Origin of the sequence: Methylobacterium sp. NPDC097929 (assembly GCF_049543375.1) — a bacterium.
Classification (GTDB): Bacteria; Pseudomonadota; Alphaproteobacteria; order Rhizobiales; family Beijerinckiaceae; genus Methylobacterium.
Window position 1 is genome coordinate 61,818 of the sequence record NZ_JBMVEP010000011.1, and the last position, 19,001, is coordinate 80,818.

Consider the following 19,001-nt stretch of genomic DNA (forward strand, 5'->3'; position numbering starts at 1 on the left):
ACCCCTCCAACATCGGCAGAGTGGCGGATATCTCACCTATCATCAACCCCCTTCGCGAGATGGATGCGGGATGAAGGGATATGAGGATATAGGGATATGAGAGCATATCCTCATAAGGTTCACAAATATTATATCACCTCAACGCTTTTGGGTGAGGTTGCTGCACAATACCGCGCCCATCCGCCCGGTTGCGGGCTTGGTCCCGCGACCTACCTCGGCCCTTGCCCGGAGCCGGCCCCGTCGCCGCGCGCCCTGCGGGATCTCATGACAAGGACCACGATGGCCGACCCGCAAAACGCCGCCGCGCCGCAGCGTCTCGACCGCAAGGCCGTGGGCGCGGTCGTGCTCGGCAACGCCCTCGAATTCTACGACTTCACGATCTACGCCTTCTTCGCCAAGTCCATCGGCGCGACCTTCTTCCCCTCGGACAGCCCGACCGACAGCCTGCTGGCCTCGCTCGCCCTGTTCGGGATCGGCTACGTCATGCGCCCGGTGGGCGGCATCGTGATCGGCGCCTTCGCCGATCGGGCGGGCCGCAAGCCCGCCATGCTGGTCACCATCGCGCTGATGGCCGTCGGCATGCTGATGCTGGCGGCCTGTCCCGGCACCGCGGCGATCGGGGGCTGGGCGCAGGTCATCGTGATCGTCGGGCGGCTGATCCAGGGGCTGGCGCTCGGCGGCGAGGTTGGCCCCTCCACCGCCTACCTGATCGAGGCGGCGCCCGGCCCGCGGCGCGGCTTCGTCGCGAGCTGGCAGATCGCGAGCCAGGGCTGCGCCGCCCTGTTCGCGGGTCTGTTCGCCACCGGGCTCACGCTGATTCTCGGCGAGACGGCCATGGCCGATTGGGGATGGCGGCTGATGTTCGGCCTCGGCCTCCTCGTCGTGCCCGTCGGCCTCGTGATCCGCAGCCACCTGCCCGAGACGGGGGGCGCGGGGCACGATCCCTTCGCCGCCGCCTCGACCGGGGCGGTGCTGAGCCGGCTGCTGCGCGAGCACGGCCGGATGCTCGGACTGACCTTCCTCGTCATTGCCGCCTCGACGGTCTCGAACGCGGTCGGAACCAACATGTCGGTCTATGCCGGGGCCACCCTCGGGCTCTCGGAAATGGCGGCCAACGCCGTGCCGATCGCGCTGGGTCTGGCCTCGATCGGGTTCCCGCTGCTCGGCGGCTGGCTCGCCGACCGCTTCGGTCGGCGCCCGGTGATGATCTGGCCGCGCGCCCTGATCCTCGTTCTCGCGGTGCCGGCCTTCCTCTGGCTCCTGCACGCGCCGGGGGCGCTGAGCGTCTACGCCGTCACCTTCCTGCTCTCGGCGCTCTCCTCGATCAACGCGGCGGCCATCATCGTCGGCATTCCCGAATCCCTGCCGCGGGCGGTGCGCAGCGCCGGGCTGTCGATCGTCTACGCGCTCTCGGTCTCGATCTTCGGCGGCAGCACGAACTACGTGGTGAACTGGCTGATCGCGACCACCGGCGACCGGATGGCCCCGGCCTATTATCTGGCCGCCTTCAGCCTGGTCGGCACGCTCGCCGCCCTGTTGCTGCCGGAGACGCGGGGGCGCAACCTCCACGCGGAGGAGGCTCCGTCCGCGTGGCGTCCCGAGCAACGGTGACGTGATCGCGCGCCCCGGCGCGACGATGGGAATGCATCATTCAAGACGCCGCGCGAAAAGGGGCGAGAGATTGCGCGTGCGCGGAAGAGTTCGATCGACTTCGCGGCATCGGTTGACGGGTCGACGGCATCTCCCTTTCCGGGGTGAATTGTTATGAGGCAATGAATCCTTAGGACAAACCACCCTTCAGTATCGCGCCGGAGAGGGGCGCACGCACGACGTGCTGGCGCCTCGGCGCTTGGTAAGACGGAAATGACAGCCTTTCACGTGCGCCGAGAACTCCTGAGCGGGATTGTGCCGAGTTGCACGGATCCCGAAGCGTGCATCCGTCAGTTCGCTGAGTTGCAGAAGCAGATCCCGTCGCTCTACGCGCTGCTTTCCGTCAATGCCCTGGCCCTCGCGTTCACCCATTTCCGGCTCGCACCGGCCTGGCTGACGGTCGGATTTCCGGCCGCGATGGTCGGTCTGTGTGCGGTGCGCGCCGTCCATTGGTGGCACCTGCGGCCCCAGACGATGTCCGCAGCGGAGGCCTTCAACCGCCTGCGTGCGACCAGCCTTCTCACCATCCTGTTCTCGGTCCTCTTCGTGGGCTGGGCGCTGAGCCTCAACGCGTTCGGCGGTCCGTTCGAGCAGGGTCATGTCGCGATCTTCGTCGCGATCACCGTCGTCGCCTGCATCTTCTGCCTGATGCACCTGCCGGTCGCGGCCCTTCTCGTGACCGTCATCGTCATCGGCGTCTTCCTGACCCACTGCTTCACCAGCGGAAACAGCGTCTTCATCGCGATCGCGCTCAACACGGCCTTCGTCACGGTGGTGATGGTGCGCATCCTCACCAACAACTTCCTGGCCTTTCTCCAGCTCGTGGCGTCGAAGGCCGAAGCGCAGCGGCTCGGCGAGGAGAACCAGCGACTGGCGCATACCGATAGCCTGACCGGACTGCCCAACCGGCGCTACTTCTTCCAGCGCCTCGATGCGCTGATCGCCGCCTCGGCCGGCTCCGACGCGGCCTTCGCTCTCGCGATCTTCGATCTCGACCGCTTCAAGCCGATCAACGACACCTTCGGCCACACCGCCGGAGACCGGGTGCTGGAGGAGACCGGGCGCCGTCTCGGAGCCTTCGCCTCGGACCGCGTGACGGTCGCGCGCTTGGGCGGCGACGAATTCGGCGTGCTGATCCATGCCGCCGCCTCTCCGGACGAGGCGGCCGCGCTCTGCGGCCGGATCTGCTCGGCGCTGCACGCGCCGATCCAGCTCGGCGAGACGCAGGTCGTGCCGGGATGCTCGGGCGGCCTCGCGCTCTATCCCAGTGCGGGCCGCGCCGCGGACGCGCTGTTCGACCGGGCCGACTACGCGCTCTACCATTCGAAGGAGCGCAAGCGCGGGGCGACGACGCTGTTCTCGCAGGAACACGAGGATGCGATCCGCGCCGAGCGCGCCGTGGAGACGGCGCTGCAGAGTGCGGACCTCGCCGCCGAGATGGAGATGCACTACCAGCCGATCCTCGACACGGTGACGGATCGGATCACGACGGTCGAGGCGCTGGCGCGCTGGACGAGCCCGAAGCTCGGGCACGTCCCGCCCGACCGCTTCATCGCCGTGGCGGAGCGCTGCGGCATGATCCACTCCTTGACCTTGCTGCTCCTGCGCAAGGCGCTCGCCGACGCGGCCCGGCTGCCGTCCGGGATCGGCCTGTCGTTCAACCTCTCCTCGCACGACCTCGCCTCGTCCGAGACCGTCGTCGCGATCCTCGCCGCCGTGCGGCAGAGCCGTCTCGATCCCCGGCGGATCACGCTGGAACTGACGGAGACGGCGCTGATGCGCGACTTCGAAGGGGCGCGGCAGGCGATCACGCTCCTTCGTGCACTCGGCATCAAGATCGCGCTGGACGATTTCGGGACGGGCTATTCGAGCCTCAACTACGTCCACCGCCTGCCGCTCGACCGGATCAAGATCGACCGCGGCTTCATGGCCGACGTCGAATCCGATCTCGGACGCAGCGTCGTCAGCACCATCCTCGATCTCTGCCAGAATCTCGGGCTCGACGGCATCGCCGAGGGCATCGAGACCACGGAGCAGCTGAACGCCGTGCGCCGCCACGGCTGCCGCTACGTGCAGGGCTACCTGATCGGCCTGCCGCAGCCCATGACGGAACTGCTCGACGTCCTCGGGACGGGGCCCGTGCTCGAGCGGATCGCGGGCTGAGACAGGCCGGGCCCCCATCCGGCTCGAGCCGATGAGGGTTCGGCATCGCTGGGACAGCGCCCGGGCTCGCGGCGTCAGCCTCTCACCGTACCCCGCCCGGCCGGTCCCCGGCGGCCCAGGCCAGCGCCTGCTCCAGGCGGTCGTTGCCCCAGAACAGCTCCCCGTCCTCGGTGAGGAAGCTCGGCGCACCGTAGATGCCCCGGGAGCGCGCCTCCTCGCCGGCCACCTTCAGGCGGCCCTTGTTGGTCTCGGAGGCCGCCGCCTTGAGGATCTGCGTGCCGTCGAGCCCGAGCGAATCGAGAATGCGGCCGATTGCGGCGGGCTCGGCGATGGAGCCGCCCTTCGCGAAACTCGTCGCGAACACCGCCTTGGTGAAGGGGATCAGCCAATCCTGGTCGGCGCCGTAGGTCGCGACGCGGGCAGCACTCAGCGAGTTCTGCGGAAAGGGCTTGGGGGGCGTCACCGCCGGAAGGCCGAGCCGGGCGGCCTCGCGCGCGAGGTCGCGCCACATGTTGCGGCCCTTGGCCGGGTAGAGGTTGAAGGGAGAGTTGGTCCAGCCCTGCGCGGCGAAGATCGGTCCGAGCAGGAAGGGCCGCCAGCGCAGGGCCACGCCGGCCTCCGCTGCCAGCGCCTCGATCCGCATCGCGGCAAGGTAGGAATAGGTCGAGGCGAACTCGTACCAGAATTCCAGGGTCGGCTGCCGCTGCATCCGTCGACTCTCCGGCGTGGTGTGTGGTCATCGTGGGTCGCGCCGGCCGCCGTCGCAAGGCGTCCCCGCGCCGCGTGATGACATGCCTGCGGTTCCTAACCTCCGTGTGGCGTCGCGGTTGCGCGGCGCGCGGCCTCGCTGTTAAGCCGCCTCAGCCCGGCCGCCCGGCCCGCCCACCCGTTTCCCAGGCCCGAAGCCATGTCCGACGCGAAATCCGACGCCAGCCCGAACAAGCCCGTCAAGAAGGTCGTCCTCGCCTATTCCGGCGGCCTCGACACCTCGATCATCCTGAAGTGGCTCCAGACCACCTACGGCTGCGAGGTGGTGACGTTCACCGCCGATCTCGGCCAGGGCGAGGAGCTGGAGCCGGCCCGGAAGAAGGCCGAGCTGCTCGGCATCCGGCCGGAGAACATCTACATCGAGGACCTGCGCGAGGAATTCGTGCGCGACTACGTTTTCCCGATGTTCCGCGCCAACGCCGTCTACGAGGGCGTCTACCTGCTCGGCACCTCGATCGCCCGGCCGCTCATCGCCAAGAAGCAGATCGAGATCGCCGAACGGGTCGGGGCCGACGCGGTCTGTCACGGCGCCACCGGCAAGGGCAACGATCAGGTCCGGTTCGAACTCGGCTACTACGCCCTCAAGCCCGACGTGACGGTGATCGCGCCCTGGCGCGAGTGGGACCTGCGCTCGCGCGAGCAGCTCATCGCCTTCGCCGAGCAGCATCAGATCCCGATCGCCAAGGACAAGCGCGGCGAGAGCCCGTTCTCGGTCGACGCCAACCTCCTGCACGCCTCCTCGGAGGGCAAGGTGCTGGAGGATCCGGCCGTGGAAGTGCCGGACTACGTCTATTCCCGCACCCTCTCGCCCGAGGAGGCGCCGGACCAGCCGACCGTCATCACCATCGGCTTCGAGCGGGGCGACGCGGTCTCGATCGACGGGGAGAAGCTCTCGCCGGCGACCCTGCTCGCGCGGTTGAACGACCTCGGCCGGGCCAACGGCATCGGCCGGCTCGACCTCGTCGAGAACCGCTTCGTCGGCATGAAGAGCCGCGGCATGTACGAGACGCCCGGCGGCACCATCCTGCTGCCGGCCCACCGTGCCATCGAGTCGATCACGCTCGATCGCGGCGCGGCGCACCTCAAGGACCAGCTCATGCCGCAATACGCGGAGCTGATCTATAACGGCTTCTGGTTCTCGCCGGAGCGCGAGATGCTCCAGGCGCTGATCGACAAGAGCCAGGAGAAGGTCACCGGCAGCGTGCGGCTCAAGCTCTACAAGGGCGGCGTCCACGTCATCGGCCGGACAAGCCCCCACTCGCTCTACGACCAGGACCTCGTCACCTTCGAGGAGGGCGCGGTCGCCTACGATCACCGGGATGCGGCGGGCTTCATCAAGCTCAACGCGCTGCGGCTGCGCACCCTGGCGCAGCGCAAGAAGCGCGAGGGCTGAAGCCCGATCCGCTGAGCGGGGTCGCCGACGCGGTCCCGCTCAGCGGATGTCGAGGGCCTCGTCGTCGTTCGAGACGACGAGCACCCGCAGGTCGGCGTCCGGCAGATAGTCCCGCGCTTCCCAGACGAAGGTGGTCGGCCCGGTCTTGCGCACGCCCGTGCGGCAGAAGCTGACGAGGGCGTCGGGCCGGCCCTTGTCCACCGTCAGGGTGAAGCGGCCGATGCGGCCGGCCCAGTTCCTGGCGGTGGTGACGATGTAGGGCACCTCGACCGCCCGGGTGTAGCCGTCGGGCTTGCGCGCACCGAGGCGCCGAATGCCGGCCAGCCCCGCGTCGTCCAGGCAGTAGCGCTCGCGGTAGCCCCGCTCGCCCGCTTCCTTGGCCGAGACGAGGTGGTTGCCCTTCACGGGCGCGTAGCCGTGGGACACGCGCACCGCCTGCCCGGCGGGAAAGGTCTGCTCCCAGTGGAACTTGGCCTCGCCGCGCCACTGGGCGGCGGCGTCCGCGCTCGCCTCGGAGAGCAGGCCGGCCCCGTGCAGAGCCGCGAGCGCGGCGGGTGCGAGCCGCTTCAGACCCTTTTCGAGGTCGTCCCGCCGCAGCGGGTTGAGCGGCAGGCCGTCGCGCTTGAGCGTGTGGCTCACCTCGCGCGCGCCGAGGAAGGCGCGCTCCTCCAGCGCCGGCTCGATCGCGCGGCCGTCCACGCTCACGGTGAAGCCGACGAAGTTCGCCCGGTCGGGGAAGGGCAGCGAGAGCGCGCTGAGCGAGAGTTCCTCGCCGTCGATGGGCGGCAGCGGGAAGGCGACGCGCACGGTGCGCGCCGACGGCCCGGTGTTGCGGAAGACGTAATCGACGTCGATGCGCCGGAGGCCGATGCGCAGATCCTCGCTCTCCAGGGCGATCTCGGGATCACGCACCAGCACGAGGCCGCCGGCATCGAGCGCCGCGGCGCTGTCGTTGCCCCGGGCCGGCAGGGCCCCGGCCGCCGTGAGGGCGAGGAGGCCCAGGGTTGCCGTCAGCCGGCGCTTCGATCCCATCCCTGTTCCTCCCGGGCGTCAGGCCGGCTCCCAGCCGATCGTGCCCTCGGGCCGGCGGAACGGCCCCGGCCCGAGATCGCCGTAGCGCAGGAAGATCTGCATCGCCGGCTGCATCTCCCGGTGCAGCCGCTCCAGGCGGCTCTCCTGCTCGTCCGAGAGGATCGCCCGGCCGTCGGCGTCCTTCTCGGGTGGCTCGCCGAGATGGACCGCCATCTCGACGGTGTACCAAGTCATGGCGCCGTAGGGCCGCTTCGGATCGACGGCCGGCACGTCGGCCTCGTCGTCCCATTCGAGGCTGAGATGCGGCAGCAGCCGCAGGTGCTCGTCGGTCACCTCGAAGGTGATGTGCTCGGGCGTCTCGCCCGTGTCCTCGTCGCGGAACACGTCGAAGACATCGGCCGAATCGAGCTTGGCCAGCGGGTTGTGGTACTGGTAGCGGCCCGGCTTCAGCACGGCGTTCTGCAGGAAGACCGCGAGCGCGTCGCCCATGGCCCGGTGCTCCTCGTCCGCGCCCTCGTCGTCGCCGGTGACGTTGAAGATGTCGCCGTCGCGGTCGGTGCTGCCGTAGGGCGCGTCCGGATGGATCATCGGCGCGCCGGCCTCGGTGCCGTTCCACGCCACCGCCATCCGCCGGATCAGCGCGATGCGCTCCAGCGTGAGGTCGAAGGTCCCCGTATCGCTCATGTCGCCGGTCTGTCTCTCGCGCCGCTTGGTCCGGGAACGCCGTGGCCCCCGCGTGCCACGCTCAGTGGCGCGACACGGATCTTCGTGCAAGCCTGGCCGGTGCTCAGGCGGCGGGCTTCACCGCCGCGAGCGGGACGAGGGCGGCCACCGCCCCGGGCAATTCATCGAAATGCTCGATCACCCAATCGGGCGCGAGATCGCGCATCGGCACGGGCGTATAGCCGAAGGTGACGCCGACCACGGGAATGCCCGCCGCCTGGGCCGCGGCCACGTCGGCCTTCGAATCGCCCACCATCACGGCCCGGTCCGGATCGCCCCCGGCGCGCGCGACGGTCGCGGTGATGTGGCGCGGGTCGGGCTTCGAGAAGGCGAAGGTGTCCTTGCCGACGATGGTGCGGAAGCGGTGGCCGATGCCGAGCGCTTCGAGCAGGGCGACCGCGTGGGACTCCACCTTGTTTGTGCAGATCGCGAGGCGGAAGCCCTCCGCCTCCAACCGGTCGAGAGCCTCGACCACGCCGGGGAAGAGCGTGGAATTGTCGGTGAGATGGTCGCCGTAATAGGCCAGGAAGTCCTGGAACAGCGTCTCCAGCCGCTCCGGCGTCAGGCTCGCGCCGGCCACGGCGAAGCCGCGCTGGATCAGCGCGCGCGCGCCCGCGCCGAGGAGGTCGCGGGCCTGCTCCAGCGGAAGGGCGGCGTGGCCCTCGCGGGCGAGGATGACGTTGAGGGTGCCGATCAGGTCGCCCGCCGTCTCGGCGAGCGTCCCGTCGAGATCGAACACGACGATGGGGCCGGAGGACGGAGCGCCGGGCGGAAGGGGGCTATGGGCGTTCATCGGCATCCCGGCTGCGTTCCACTGTCAAGCTGGCTAGCGTTCGTCTCCCCCACGATCAACCCCGGCGGTTGACTCCAGGTTAGCGTCGGGCACCACCTGTTGCCCGGTTACCCGGATTGCTTCCTCGCCCAAGCTCCGCCACGGAGCGGGTGCTCCATCGTCGCTCGAACCCCGCCTCGCGCCCTGCTCCCCCCGCAAGAGACGAAACGCCGCCCCATGAGCCTCAACGCGCGCCTTCCGGTTTCCTCCCTCCTGCGGCTGTCCGCCTGCGCGGCGCTCGCGGCATTGGCCGGCCTGCCGCAGGCGGCCCGTGCCGCCGGCTCCTACGAATTCGTGGCGGCGCCCGCGGTCGACCTGAACCGGATCTACCGGATCGACCGCGCCACGGGCGAGGTCACCTCCTGCCAGTACGGCCTGCGGGACGACAGCGTCGGCGTCACCCTCTGCTTTGCCGCCGGAGAGGGCGCCGGGCCGCAGCCGGCCGGGGAGTACGGGCTGATTGCCTCGCGCCATGCCCGCGAATCGGGGATCTACCGGGTCAATTACCGCACCGGCGAGACCAGCGCCTGCTACGTGCAGATCCGCCAGGAACTCGTGGTCTGCACCGAGCAGGCCGGGCCGCCCCCGGCCGGCACCGCCAGCGGGGCGGGGGCGGCCGCCACCGGCCCGGCGCCGGGCCGCGCCGGACCGAGTGCCACGCCGCCGCAGGGGACCCGCCCCTGAGGCGGAGGCCGGCGCGAAGGGCGGCGACGGTGCGGTCGCGGTCGCGGCGTCACGCCGCCGGCTTTTGCCGCGGCGGGGAGCCGTGCTAGGGCCTGCCCACCCCCATCGAGAGAGATCCGACGGTGCGATGCAGCCGATGAACCCGATTCGTGAGGTCGTTTCGTGAGTGGGCCGGATCTGAGACGGGCGGCGGCCTCACGCGCGCTCACCCTGGTCGAGCCGGGAATGCGTCTGGGCATCGGCACGGGCAGCACCGCGGCGGCCTTCATCACCCTGCTGGGCGAGCGCGTGCGCGCGGGGCTCGACGTGGTCGGCGTGCCGACTTCCGAGGCGACCCGCATCGCCTGCGAGCGCGAGGGCATCCGGCTCGCGACCCTCGACGCGATGCCCGAACTCGACCTCACCATCGACGGGGCGGACGAGGTCGACGGCAGCCTGCGCCTGATCAAGGGCGGCGGTGCCGCGCTGCTGCGCGAGAAGATCGTGGCCATGGCGAGCCGCCGCATGGTGGTGATCGCCGACGCCGCCAAGCGGGTGGAAACGCTGGGCGCCTTCCCGCTGCCAGTCGAGGTGAACCTGTTCGGCCTGCGCGCCACCACGCTGGCCGTCGAGGCGGCCGTTTCTCGGGCGGGCTGCGCGGGCGAGGTCGTGCTGCGACGCGACGCCTCCGGCGGGACGCTGCGCACCGATGGCGGCCACGCCATCCTCGACCTGCGGCTCGGCCGCATCCCCGATCCGGAAGGGCTGTCGGCCCGGCTCTGGGCGGTGCCGGGCGTGGTCGAGCACGGCCTGTTCCTCGGCATCGCCAGCGCGGCCATCCTCGCCGAAGCCTCGGGCGACGAGGCCGTGGTCAGCGTCCTCGGCAATCTCTGAACCTTCCCCCCGGCCCCCTCATCCCCCGGAGCCTCTCCCGCATGTTTCCCCGTCTCGCCGCCCTGGGCGGTCCCGTTCTCGCGGCGCTGTTGTCCCAGGCCGTCCTCGTGCCGACGGCCTCCGCCCAGCAGCCGTCCGGCGCCAAGCCCACCGCCAAGCCCGGCACGGCTCCCCCGCCCGCCCCGTCGCCCGAGCCGGACGTCACCCCCTCCCACCTCGCGCTCGCCCGGGAGGTGATGCTGAGTTCGGGCATCGCCCGTTCCTTCGACTCGATCATTCCGACCATGGCCGAGCAGATCCGCAAGAACGCGGTGACGCGCCCCGACCTCGCCAAGGATCTGGACGAGGTGCTCAAGAGCCTCGACCCGGAGATGGCCCTGCAGAAGCAGCGGCTCATCGACAGCGCCGCGCGGATCTACGCCAAGCGCCTGACCGAGGCCGAGCTGAAGGACATCGTCGCCTTCTTCCGCTCGCCCGCGGGCAAGCGCTACGTCGAGACCCAGCCGCAGATGCTCGACGAGATGGTCGGCGCGATGCAGGACTGGACCCAGGAGGTCTCGGAATACGTCATGGTCCGCACCCGCGCCGAGATGGGCAAGCGCGGCCACCAGCTCCAGTGATCGCCGGCCGCGCCGCCGCGGCGCGCCTCAACGCCGCCGGCGCCGTCGCCCTCGCCCTGGTGGCGCCGGCGATGGCGCTGGCCAACCGCTCGAGCCCGCTCCTCGTCGGCATCGCGGCCCTGCTGTTCCTGGCCGGCGCCTGGGCCGGGCATCGCGAGCGCCTCTTGCGCGAAGTGCTCGCTCCGCTGCGCACGCCGCTCGGCCTCGCGGCTCTGGCCTTCCTCGGCTGGTGTGCCCTCTCGCTCGCCTGGAGCCCGTACCCGGCCCTGGGCGGGCGCGTTCTGGGCGAATTTCTGCCGACGCTCGTTGCCGCCGCCCTCCTCGCCCGGCTCGCCCCGTCGCGGCTCCCGCCCTGGGCCCTGCCGCTCGCCGCGATCCTGCTCGCGATGGCCTGCCTCTTCATGGCGGCGAGCCTCGCCCTCGGCCTCGCGCCGCAGCTCTGGCTCGGGCAGCGCGCGGCGCTGTTCATGTTCAACCGCCCGCTGCTGACCGTGCTGCTGCTGGCCGGCCCGCTCGCCGCCCTCCTGGCGCTGCGGGGGCACCGGCTCGCGGCCCTCGCCCTTCTCGCGGTCGCGGCCTTCGCGATCCTGCGTTCGATCAGCGGCGCGGCGGCCCTCGGGCTTCTCGCGGGTCTCGCCGCCTTCGGCGCGGCGCGCCTGCTGCCACGGCGGGCCGCCGTGGGGCTGATGGCCCTCGTCCTCGGCCTCGCCTTCGCCCTGGCACCGGTCGAGGGCGACGTGCTCGACCGGTTCATGCCGGAAGCCGCCCATGCCCGGCTGACGCAGAGTTCGTCGCGGGCCCGCGTCGCCATCGCCCAGAGCTTCGGGGCGGCGGTGGCCCAGGCGCCCTGGATCGGCTCCGGCTACGGCGTCTCGGCGCGCTTCGCCGAGGTGCCGGCGGCGCGGGTGCTGGAGCCGGAGATGCGGGCGATGCTCGCCGTCGGCCACCCGCACAACAGCTTCCTCCAGATCTGGGTCGAACTCGGCCTCGTCGGCGCGGTGCTGGCGGCCCTCGTCGCCTTCCTCGCCCTGCGGGCCGCGGCGGGCCTGCCGCGGCTCCTGTTCGCCGCGTCCCTCGGGCTCGGCGGGGCGGCGGTGGCGGTGATGTTCGTCGAGCACGGGGCGTGGCAGGGATGGTGGACGGCGGGCTGCGGAGCCGCCATCACATGGCTGCGCGCGGGCTCCTTCGCGCGCCCGCCGACGCACGGCGACAAGACATGAGCGAGACACCGATGAGCGAGCCCTTCGACGTCGACCTGTTCGTGATCGGCGGCGGCTCGGGCGGGGTCCGGGCGGCGCGCATCGCCGCCGGCCACGGCGCGCGGGTGATGCTCGCCGAGGAGTACCGGGTCGGCGGCACCTGCGTGATCCGCGGCTGCGTGCCGAAGAAGCTGATGGTCTATGCCGGCCGCTTCCGGGACGAGTTCGAGGACGCCGAAGGCTTCGGCTGGCACGTGGAGCCCCCGCGCTTCGACTGGGCGGCCCTGAAGCGCGCCCGCGACGCCGAGGTGACCCGGCTCGAAGGCATCTACGGCCGCAACCTCGCGGGAGCCGGCGTCGAGGTCGTGGCCGACCGCGCGGTGATCGAGGACCCGCACACGGTTCGCCTCGTGAGGGCCGACCGCACGGTCCGTGCGCGCACCATCCTGATCGCCACCGGCGCGACGCCGGTGCGCGAGCCGCTGATCCCCGGCGCGGAACTCGCCATCGATTCGAACGGTGTGTTCGAGCTGGAGCGCCAGCCCGAGCGCATCCTCGTGGTCGGCGGCGGCTACATCGCCGTGGAATTCGCGGGCGTCTTCGCTGGCCTCGGCTCGAAGACGACGCTGCTCCACCGTGGAAAGAGCCTCCTGCGCGGCTTCGACGCCGAGATCGCCGAGGCCCTGGGCGAGGCCTACGCCAAGCGCATGGACCTGCGCCTGGAGCGCACCGTCGAGCGCCTGGAGCGCGAGGGCGGCGCCATCCGCGCGACCTTGAACGACGGCGAGAGCCTCGTCGTCGATTGCGTGCTGGTGGCGACCGGCCGGCGCCCCAACGTCGCCGGGCTCGGACTGGAGCGGGTCGGCATCGCGCTCGACGACCGGGGGGCGATTCCCGTCGAGGCGGATTCCCGCACCAAGGTGCCCTCGATCTACGCGGTCGGCGACGTGAACGGCCGGGCGGCGCTCACCCCCATCGCGATCCGCGAGGGCCACGCCTTCGCCGACACGGTGTTCGGGAACAAGCGCTGGTGCGTCGATCACCGTCTGATCGCCACCGCCGTGTTCTCGACGCCGGAGATCGGCGTGATCGGCCACAACGAGGACGTGGCCCGGCGCTGCTACGAGGCCATCGACGTCTACAAGGCGAGCTTCCGCCCGATGAAGGCCACGCTCTCGGGCCGCGACGAGCGGGTCATCATGAAGCTGCTGGTGGACCGCGCCAGCGACCGGGTGGTCGGCGTCCACGTGCTCGGGGCGGATGCGGGCGAGATCATCCAGGCGGTCGGCATCGCCGTCACCATGGGCGCGACGAAGGCCGATTTCGACCGCACCATCGCCGTGCATCCGACGCTCGGCGAGGAACTGGTCACCCTGCGCACGCCGCACGTGGTGAAGCATCCGGTCGGGGTGGGGTAGTCTATTCCGCCGCGGGCAGGCTCAGCGAGAGCAGCCGCGCCGTGCGGGTCCGGCCGCCCGCGCCCGGGTCGGCCCCCGGCTCGAAGGCCCGTCGGCCGTCGTCCAGCGCGCCGTTCACCGCGTCGATGGCGAGGATCAGCGCGCTGATCATGCGCGAATCGATGCTGCGCTCGCGCGCGTGGCGCACCACGTCGGCGATCAGCGCGTCGGTCTCGCGGGTGAGCGCGTCGAGGGCGGCGGCCGAGGGCGCCTCGCGGGCCTCGGCCAGGATGTCGAGCAGGCGGTCGAGGATGACGTCGATGCGCTCGCGCCGCTTGCGGGCGAGCCGCTGGCCGAGCCACGCGACGCCGGAGCCGAGCGTGCCGCCGAAGAAGGCGAACAGGTAGATCCAGTCCTCGTAGCGGTCGAGGAAGGTCTGCTGCTCGCGCTCGAAATAGTCCACCGCGCCGGGATGGTTGGGCAGCTGTGCGCTCGTGGCGGTGACGGTGGTGTCGTAGTCCGGCGGCTTCATCTGATGCGCCACGGGCGCGGCGGCGGCGAGCCGCGAGCGCCACTCAAACAGGTGCTGCACCACCGAGGCCACGGCGACCCGGCTCACCGCGCCCCGGGCCATCAGCCGGTAGGAGACGCCCACCGTCTCGACATCCTCCTCCGGGCGCTTCGGCCGCCCGCCGAAGGTGCCGGCCGCGAGCGTGACCGGCTGCAGCGTCGGCACGCGCTGCACGATCGCCTTGCCGTCCGGCACGCTGACGAGGGTCACCTTCCGCTCCGGCGAGGCGGCCTCGACCGCCCGCAGCATGCCTTGCGCCGGCTTGGCGGTGGGCGAGGCGATGATCGCCACCGCATCGACCCGCTTGGCCTCCAGCGCCGCGGTGATCTCGCTGGCCTTGAGCGGCACGAGGCCGATGCGGCCGGCCGCGAGGGCGCCGCTGCCGAGCGCCTCCGCCTCAGGGGCCGCCTTGAAGTCGTAGAAATCGAGCAGGCTCGTCAGCACCGGCAGGTCGGCGTCGTGCCGCGCCACGATGCCGAGGCGCCGGGTCGAGAGATCGGAGAAGCTCTCGATCTCGGTGCTCTCGGGCGTCGCGACGATCAAAGCCTCGTCGTGGAGGATGGCGAGCGTCAGGCCGTTATCCGGCAGCTTCACGTCGGGCCGCACCACGGCCAGGTCGGCGCGGCCCTGTTCGAGCGCGGCGGCGCTGTCGCGCACGTCGTCGAACGGCACGACCTGGAGCCGCACATCCTCGTGATTGCGGTTCAGTGCCCGGGCATAGGTCTCGATCAGGGCCGCTTCCACGCCGTCGCGCGGACCCACAGCCACGGTCAGCAGAGAGGGGCGCGACAGGGCGACGACGAGACCGGCCACGGCCGCAAAGCCGAGGGCCATCAGCACGTACAGCCATTCGCGCCTCATGAGGACGGTCGCCAGACGGCGACGAAGACCTCGAAATCGCGTGTGCTCCATCCAAGATTCATGAATTGAAAACCTGTCCGGATCGTGAAGAACGGATGATCGTGCGCACCGGTTCACCCACCCGCGAAGCAAGGCCCGAACCGCCGGTCACCGCCGCATGGCTGGAGCGGGTGGCCGTGCATTATCTCGACCGCTACGGCGCCTCGTCCGAGATGCTGCGCCGGGTGCTCGCCCGCCGCGTCCAGCGCCGCTGCCGCTCGCGCGAGGAGGATCCGGCCGAGCATGCCGGGCTGATCGAGGAGACGGTCGCCCGCACCCAGCGCGCCGGCCTCGTGGACGATGCCCGCTTCGCCGCCGCTCGCTTGCGGGGCCTGAGGCGGCGCGGCACCTCGACCCGGCAGGCCCAGGCCCGGCTCGCCGCCAAGGGGATCGACGCCGGCACGATCGCGGCGGCGCTCGCCGACGAGGAAGGGGAGGCGACCGGGACGGAGGACGGCGCGGCCGACACCGAGGCCAAGGCGGCCTGGGCCTATGCCCGTCGCCGTCGGCTGGGGCCCTACCGCCGTCCCGAGGCCCGCCCCCTCCACCGCGAGCGCGATCTCGCCGCCATGGCGCGGGCGGGCTTCTCCTACGCCCTTGCCAGAAATGTGATCGACCGTGACGGGGACGCGGACGAGACATCCTTTGACGAAAGTTGAGGGTAACCCCCTCGACTTGCTCGCCCGTCGCCCCACCTCGCGCCCGACGCGGAGCATCCTCCGCCGATGACGAGGACGACAGGCATGACCGACCGCCACGCGAGCGCCCACTGGGAAGGCGACGGCAAGACCGGCAAGGGCCAGATCACGACCCAGTCGGGCGTGCTCTCGAACAACCCCTACGGCTTCAACACCCGCTTCGAGAACGAGCCGGGCACCAACCCGGAAGAGCTGATCGCGGCGGCCCATGCCAGCTGTTTCACCATGGCGCTGGCCTTCCAGCTCCAGTCCGCCGGGCTCACCGCGACCTCCCTCGACACCAAGGCGGTCGTCACGCTGGTTCAGGACGACGACGGCTTCAAGGTCACCAAGTCGGCCCTCACCCTGAAGGCCGTGATCCCGGGGATCGACCAGGCCAAGTTCGACGAGCTGGCCGGCAACGCCGAGAAGGGTTGCCCGATCTCGAAGGTGCTCAACGCCGAGATCACGCTCGACAAGACGCTCGCCCAGGGCTGAGGCCGAGCCGCCTCGTTTCGGCGGAGACCGGCTTGCAGGCCGGTCTCCTCCGTCGCTGCGAGCGCAAGCGAAGCGTTCCAGAAGCCGCGCCCGGTCCGGAGAGGACGGTGCGCCGGATTGCCTCGGCTCCGCCTCGTGAGGGCGGAGAGGCGCCATCCGACCTGTCGCTTTCCCGGTGCGCAAGCCAACGCGCCGCATTGATCCCGGCGCGCGTGTGTTCATCTTCCGTTCGATGGACGAGAAGCTCGCGCGCAAGCTGCGCATCCTCGCGGATGCCGCCAAATACGACGCCTCCTGCGCGTCCTCCGGTGCGCCCAAGCGCAAGGCCGGCGCGGATGGGCTCGGCTCGACCACGGGGGCGGGAATCTGCCACGCCTACACGCCGGACGGGCGCTGCGTCTCGCTGCTGAAGATCCTGCTGACCAACTACTGCCTGTTCGACTGCGCCTATTGCGTGAACCGGCGCTCCTCGAACGTGGCCCGGGCGCGCTTCTCCGTCGAAGAGGTCGTGACGCTCACGGTCGAGTTCTACAAGCGCAATTACATCGAGGGATTGTTCCTCTCCTCGGGCATCATCCGCTCGCCCGATTACACGATGGAGATGCTGACCCGCGTGGCCAAGAAGCTCCGGCGCGAGCACGGCTTTCGCGGTTATATCCATCTCAAGTCGATCCCCGAGGCGAGCCCCTGGCTGATCGAGGAAGCGGGCCTCTACGCCGACCGGCTCTCCATCAACATCGAGTTGCCGACCGAGGCGAGCCTCGCCCATCTCGCGCCGGAGAAGGACGGCGCGGCCATCGAGAGCGCGATGGGCCAGATCGGCGAGCGCATCGTCCAGGCCAAGGAGGAGCGCCGCCGCTTCTCACCCGCGGGGCAATCGACGCAGGTGATCGTGGGGGCGGACGCCACCACCGACGAGGCGCTGATCCGCAAGTCTGCGCTGCTCTACGGCAGCTACGGCCTCAAGCGGGTCTACTACTCCGGCTTCAGCCCGATCCCCGACGCCTCCGCCAGCCTGCCGCCGCAGGCGCCGCCCCTGCGCCGGGAGCACCGGCTCTATCAGGCCGACTGGCTGATCCGGTACTACGAGTTCTCGCCCGACGACGTGGCCGGGGCGGCCGAGGACGGCATGTTCTCCCTCGACATCGACCCCAAGCTCGCCTGGGCCCTGAAGAACCGCCACCGCTTCCCCGTCGACGTGAACCGCGCCGAGCGGGAAATGCTGTTGCGGGTGCCGGGGTTGGGGGCGCGGGCGGTCGATGCGATCGTCAAGGCGCGCCGCCACGGGCGCCTGCGCCTCGACGACGTGGCCCGGCTGACCTCCGGGCTCAAGCGCGCCCGCCCCTTCCTGATCGCCGAGGATTTCCGGCCGACCACCCTGACCGACCGGCTCGACCTGCGGGCGAAGCTCGCCGAGCCGGCGGAACAGTTGAGCCTGTTCTGATGAAGGCGCTCGCGCACCTCGACCCTCCCCCCTCCGCGGGGGAGGGGGCCCGCGGAGCGGGCGGGAGAGGGGCCGGCTCCGCACGCTCCGGAACCGGCGCTCCCCGCTCCCGCCCCCTGCTGACGCAGGGGCCACCCTCTCCCGCAGAAGGGGGAGGGGATTTCGGCGGTGGTGGCATCCACGTCGTCAGCCTCGCTCCGGGCGCGGACCTCGCCGGTTTCCGCGCGGCGGCCCGCCGTCTCATCGCCGCGAACGCGCCCCCAGAAACCATCGTCTGGCAGACGGAAGCCCCGAGCCTGTTCGGGACCGATACGGCTCTCGCGGAGGCCCCGCCGCTGGCGCTGCCCCGCGCGGTGACCGAGATGATCCCGATGGTGGTGCCCCACCGCGATCCCGAGCGCTACGGCCTGCTCTACGCCCTCCTCTGGCGCGTCATGCAGGGCGAGCGCGCCCTGATGGAGGTTGCCAGCGACCCCCTCGTCCACCGCCTTCACCGGATGCGCAAGGCGATCGGACGCGACCTGCACAAGATGCACGCCTTCCTGCGCTTCCGCCGGGTGCCGGGGGAGGGGCCTGAGCGCTTCGTGGCGTGGTTCGAGCCCGACCATCACATCCTGGGGGCGGCCGCGCCGTTCTTCGTGGACCGCTTCCGCGCGCTGACGTGGTCGATCCTCACGCCGGAGGGCTCGGCGCATTGGGACGGCGCGCTCACCTTCGGCCCGCCGGGCCGGCGCGAGGACGTGCCGGAGGGCGACGGCTTCGAGGCGGGCTGGCGCGACTATTACGAGAGCACCTTCAACCCGGCCCGGCTCAACCTCGACGCCATGCGCGCCGAGATGCCCCGCAAGTACTGGCGGAACATGCCCGAGACGGCGGCGATTCCCGCCCTGGTGCGGGCCGCGAGCGCCCGCGCGCAGGCGATGATCGAGAAGGAACCGACCATGCCGGTGAAGCGCGATCCCGTCCGCGCCGTGGCAAGGATGGCCCAGGACGAGCCGGACTCGCTCGAGGCCCTGAACGCGGTCATCGCCCGCTCTGAGCCGCTGGTGCCGGGGGCGACCCAGGCGGTGCTCGGCGAGGGGCCGGTCGGCGCGCGCATCGCCTTCGTCGGCGAGCAGCCGGGCGATCAGGAGGACCGGCAGGGCCGCCCCTTCGTCGGGCCGGCGGGACAGTTGCTCTCCCGGGCGCTGGAAGAGGCGGGCATCGACCGGCGCGAGGCCTACCTCACGAATGCGGTCAAGCATTTCAAGTTCACGCTTCGCGGCAAGCGCCGCATCCACGAGAAGCCGACGGCGGGCGAGGTGAGCCATTACCGCTGGTGGCTCGACCGGGAACTCGACTTCGTCGGCCCGCGGCTCGTGGTGGCGCTCGGCGCGACCGCGGTTCTGGCGCTCACGGGCAAGCAGATCCCGATCACCCGCGCCCGCGGCCCGGCCGACTTTCACAAGGGTTTCGAGGGCTTCATCACGGTCCATCCCTCCTACCTGCTGCGCCTTCCCGACGAGGAGGCCAAGGCGATGGCCTACCAAGCCTTCGTCGAGGATCTGCGGCGGGCGAACGCCCTGGCGGCGTGAGGC

At 71.0% G+C, this 19,001-nt stretch carries 17 protein-coding genes; 12 read left to right on the forward strand and 5 right to left on the reverse strand.

The genetic code is table 11. The features are described 5' to 3' along the window. The first annotated feature begins 279 nt into the window (after positions 1–279). Together ACPCJR_RS20915 and ACPCJR_RS20920 are read left to right on the forward strand one after the other, a co-directional pair. Positions 280–1,611 carry an MFS transporter gene (locus ACPCJR_RS20915; RefSeq protein ID WP_391514730.1) on the forward strand — a complete coding sequence of 444 codons (1,332 nt, stop codon included), beginning with the start codon at positions 280–282 and terminating at the stop codon, positions 1,609–1,611. Between the two features lie 252 nt (positions 1,612–1,863). After that, the gene (locus tag ACPCJR_RS20920) at positions 1,864–3,813 is read left to right on the forward strand and encodes a putative bifunctional diguanylate cyclase/phosphodiesterase (protein WP_391514731.1); all 1,950 of its coding nucleotides are present in this window, start codon (positions 1,864–1,866) and stop codon (positions 3,811–3,813) included. A gap of 82 nt (positions 3,814–3,895) precedes the next feature. Here the strand turns inward: ACPCJR_RS20920 and ACPCJR_RS20925 are convergent, their stop codons facing one another. After that, positions 3,896–4,522: a 2-hydroxychromene-2-carboxylate isomerase gene (locus tag ACPCJR_RS20925; protein WP_391514733.1), complete on the reverse strand. Its 627-nt coding sequence runs from the start codon at positions 4,520–4,522 to the stop codon at positions 3,896–3,898. Positions 4,523–4,720: 198 nt separating this feature from the next. Here ACPCJR_RS20925 and ACPCJR_RS20930 point away from each other — a divergent pair, with 198 nt between their 5' ends. Then, positions 4,721–5,974, forward strand: a complete 1,254-nt coding sequence (locus ACPCJR_RS20930) for an argininosuccinate synthase (protein ID WP_391514735.1) — start codon at positions 4,721–4,723, stop codon at positions 5,972–5,974. 39 nt (positions 5,975–6,013) lie between these two features. Here ACPCJR_RS20930 and ACPCJR_RS20935 read toward each other — a convergent pair whose 3' ends face one another. The 3 genes from ACPCJR_RS20935 to gph form a co-directional block, all read right to left on the reverse strand. After that, on the reverse strand, positions 6,014–7,006 hold the full coding sequence (locus ACPCJR_RS20935; RefSeq protein ID WP_391514737.1) for a DUF4424 family protein: 993 nt from the start codon (positions 7,004–7,006) through the stop codon (positions 6,014–6,016). Positions 7,007–7,024: 18 nt separating this feature from the next. Next, positions 7,025–7,690 (reverse strand): hypothetical protein, encoded by a 666-nt coding sequence (locus ACPCJR_RS20940; RefSeq protein WP_391514739.1) that lies wholly within the window; start codon positions 7,688–7,690, stop codon positions 7,025–7,027. 103 nt (positions 7,691–7,793) lie between these two features. Further along, positions 7,794–8,522, reverse strand: a complete 729-nt coding sequence (gene gph, locus ACPCJR_RS20945) for a phosphoglycolate phosphatase (RefSeq protein WP_391514741.1) — start codon at positions 8,520–8,522, stop codon at positions 7,794–7,796. 216 nt (positions 8,523–8,738) lie between these two features. Here gph and ACPCJR_RS20950 point away from each other — a divergent pair, with 216 nt between their 5' ends. The 5 genes from ACPCJR_RS20950 to gorA all read left to right on the forward strand — a co-directional run bounded on the left by ACPCJR_RS20950 (position 8,739) and on the right by gorA (position 13,355). Beyond that, positions 8,739–9,245, forward strand: a complete 507-nt coding sequence (locus ACPCJR_RS20950; RefSeq protein WP_391514743.1) for a hypothetical protein — start codon at positions 8,739–8,741, stop codon at positions 9,243–9,245. Between the two features lie 162 nt (positions 9,246–9,407). Beyond that, a complete protein-coding gene (gene rpiA, locus ACPCJR_RS20955; protein WP_391514745.1) occupies positions 9,408–10,118 on the forward strand; it encodes a ribose-5-phosphate isomerase RpiA in 711 nt (236 codons plus the stop codon). Positions 10,119–10,159: 41 nt separating this feature from the next. Further along, complete coding sequence (locus ACPCJR_RS20960) at positions 10,160–10,738, forward strand: DUF2059 domain-containing protein (RefSeq protein ID WP_391514746.1); 579 nt, start codon at positions 10,160–10,162, stop codon at positions 10,736–10,738. A 71-nt stretch (positions 10,739–10,809) separates the two neighbouring features. Next, positions 10,810–11,958, forward strand: coding sequence for an O-antigen ligase family protein (locus ACPCJR_RS20965; protein WP_391514877.1), 1,149 nt, complete (start codon positions 10,810–10,812; stop codon positions 11,956–11,958). Beyond that, positions 11,955–13,355, forward strand: a complete 1,401-nt coding sequence (gene gorA, locus ACPCJR_RS20970) for a glutathione-disulfide reductase (RefSeq protein ID WP_391514747.1) — start codon at positions 11,955–11,957, stop codon at positions 13,353–13,355. Before ACPCJR_RS20965 ends, gorA begins: the two co-directional genes overlap by 4 nt. A 1-nt stretch (position 13,356) precedes the next feature. Here the strand turns inward: gorA and ACPCJR_RS20975 are convergent, their stop codons facing one another. After that, positions 13,357–14,766 (reverse strand): TAXI family TRAP transporter solute-binding subunit, encoded by a 1,410-nt coding sequence (locus ACPCJR_RS20975; protein WP_391514749.1) that lies wholly within the window; start codon positions 14,764–14,766, stop codon positions 13,357–13,359. A gap of 95 nt (positions 14,767–14,861) precedes the next feature. On the opposite strand from ACPCJR_RS20975, the gene ACPCJR_RS20980 reads away from it, so the two are divergent. The 4 genes from ACPCJR_RS20980 to ACPCJR_RS20995 all read left to right on the forward strand — a co-directional run bounded on the left by ACPCJR_RS20980 (position 14,862) and on the right by ACPCJR_RS20995 (position 18,998). Then, complete coding sequence (locus tag ACPCJR_RS20980; RefSeq protein WP_391514750.1) at positions 14,862–15,464, forward strand: RecX family transcriptional regulator; 603 nt, start codon at positions 14,862–14,864, stop codon at positions 15,462–15,464. A gap of 84 nt (positions 15,465–15,548) precedes the next feature. Further along, positions 15,549–15,980, forward strand: coding sequence for an OsmC family protein (locus ACPCJR_RS20985; protein ID WP_391514752.1), 432 nt, complete (start codon positions 15,549–15,551; stop codon positions 15,978–15,980). Positions 15,981–16,212: 232 nt separating this feature from the next. Further along, entirely contained in the window at positions 16,213–17,424 is a 1,212-nt protein-coding gene (locus ACPCJR_RS20990) for a putative DNA modification/repair radical SAM protein (protein ID WP_391514878.1), read from the forward strand. Next, on the forward strand, positions 17,424–18,998 hold the full coding sequence (locus tag ACPCJR_RS20995; RefSeq protein WP_391514754.1) for a UdgX family uracil-DNA binding protein: 1,575 nt from the start codon (positions 17,424–17,426) through the stop codon (positions 18,996–18,998). The genes ACPCJR_RS20990 and ACPCJR_RS20995 overlap by 1 nt, the downstream gene beginning before the upstream one ends. Positions 18,999–19,001: the final 3 nt, after the last annotated feature.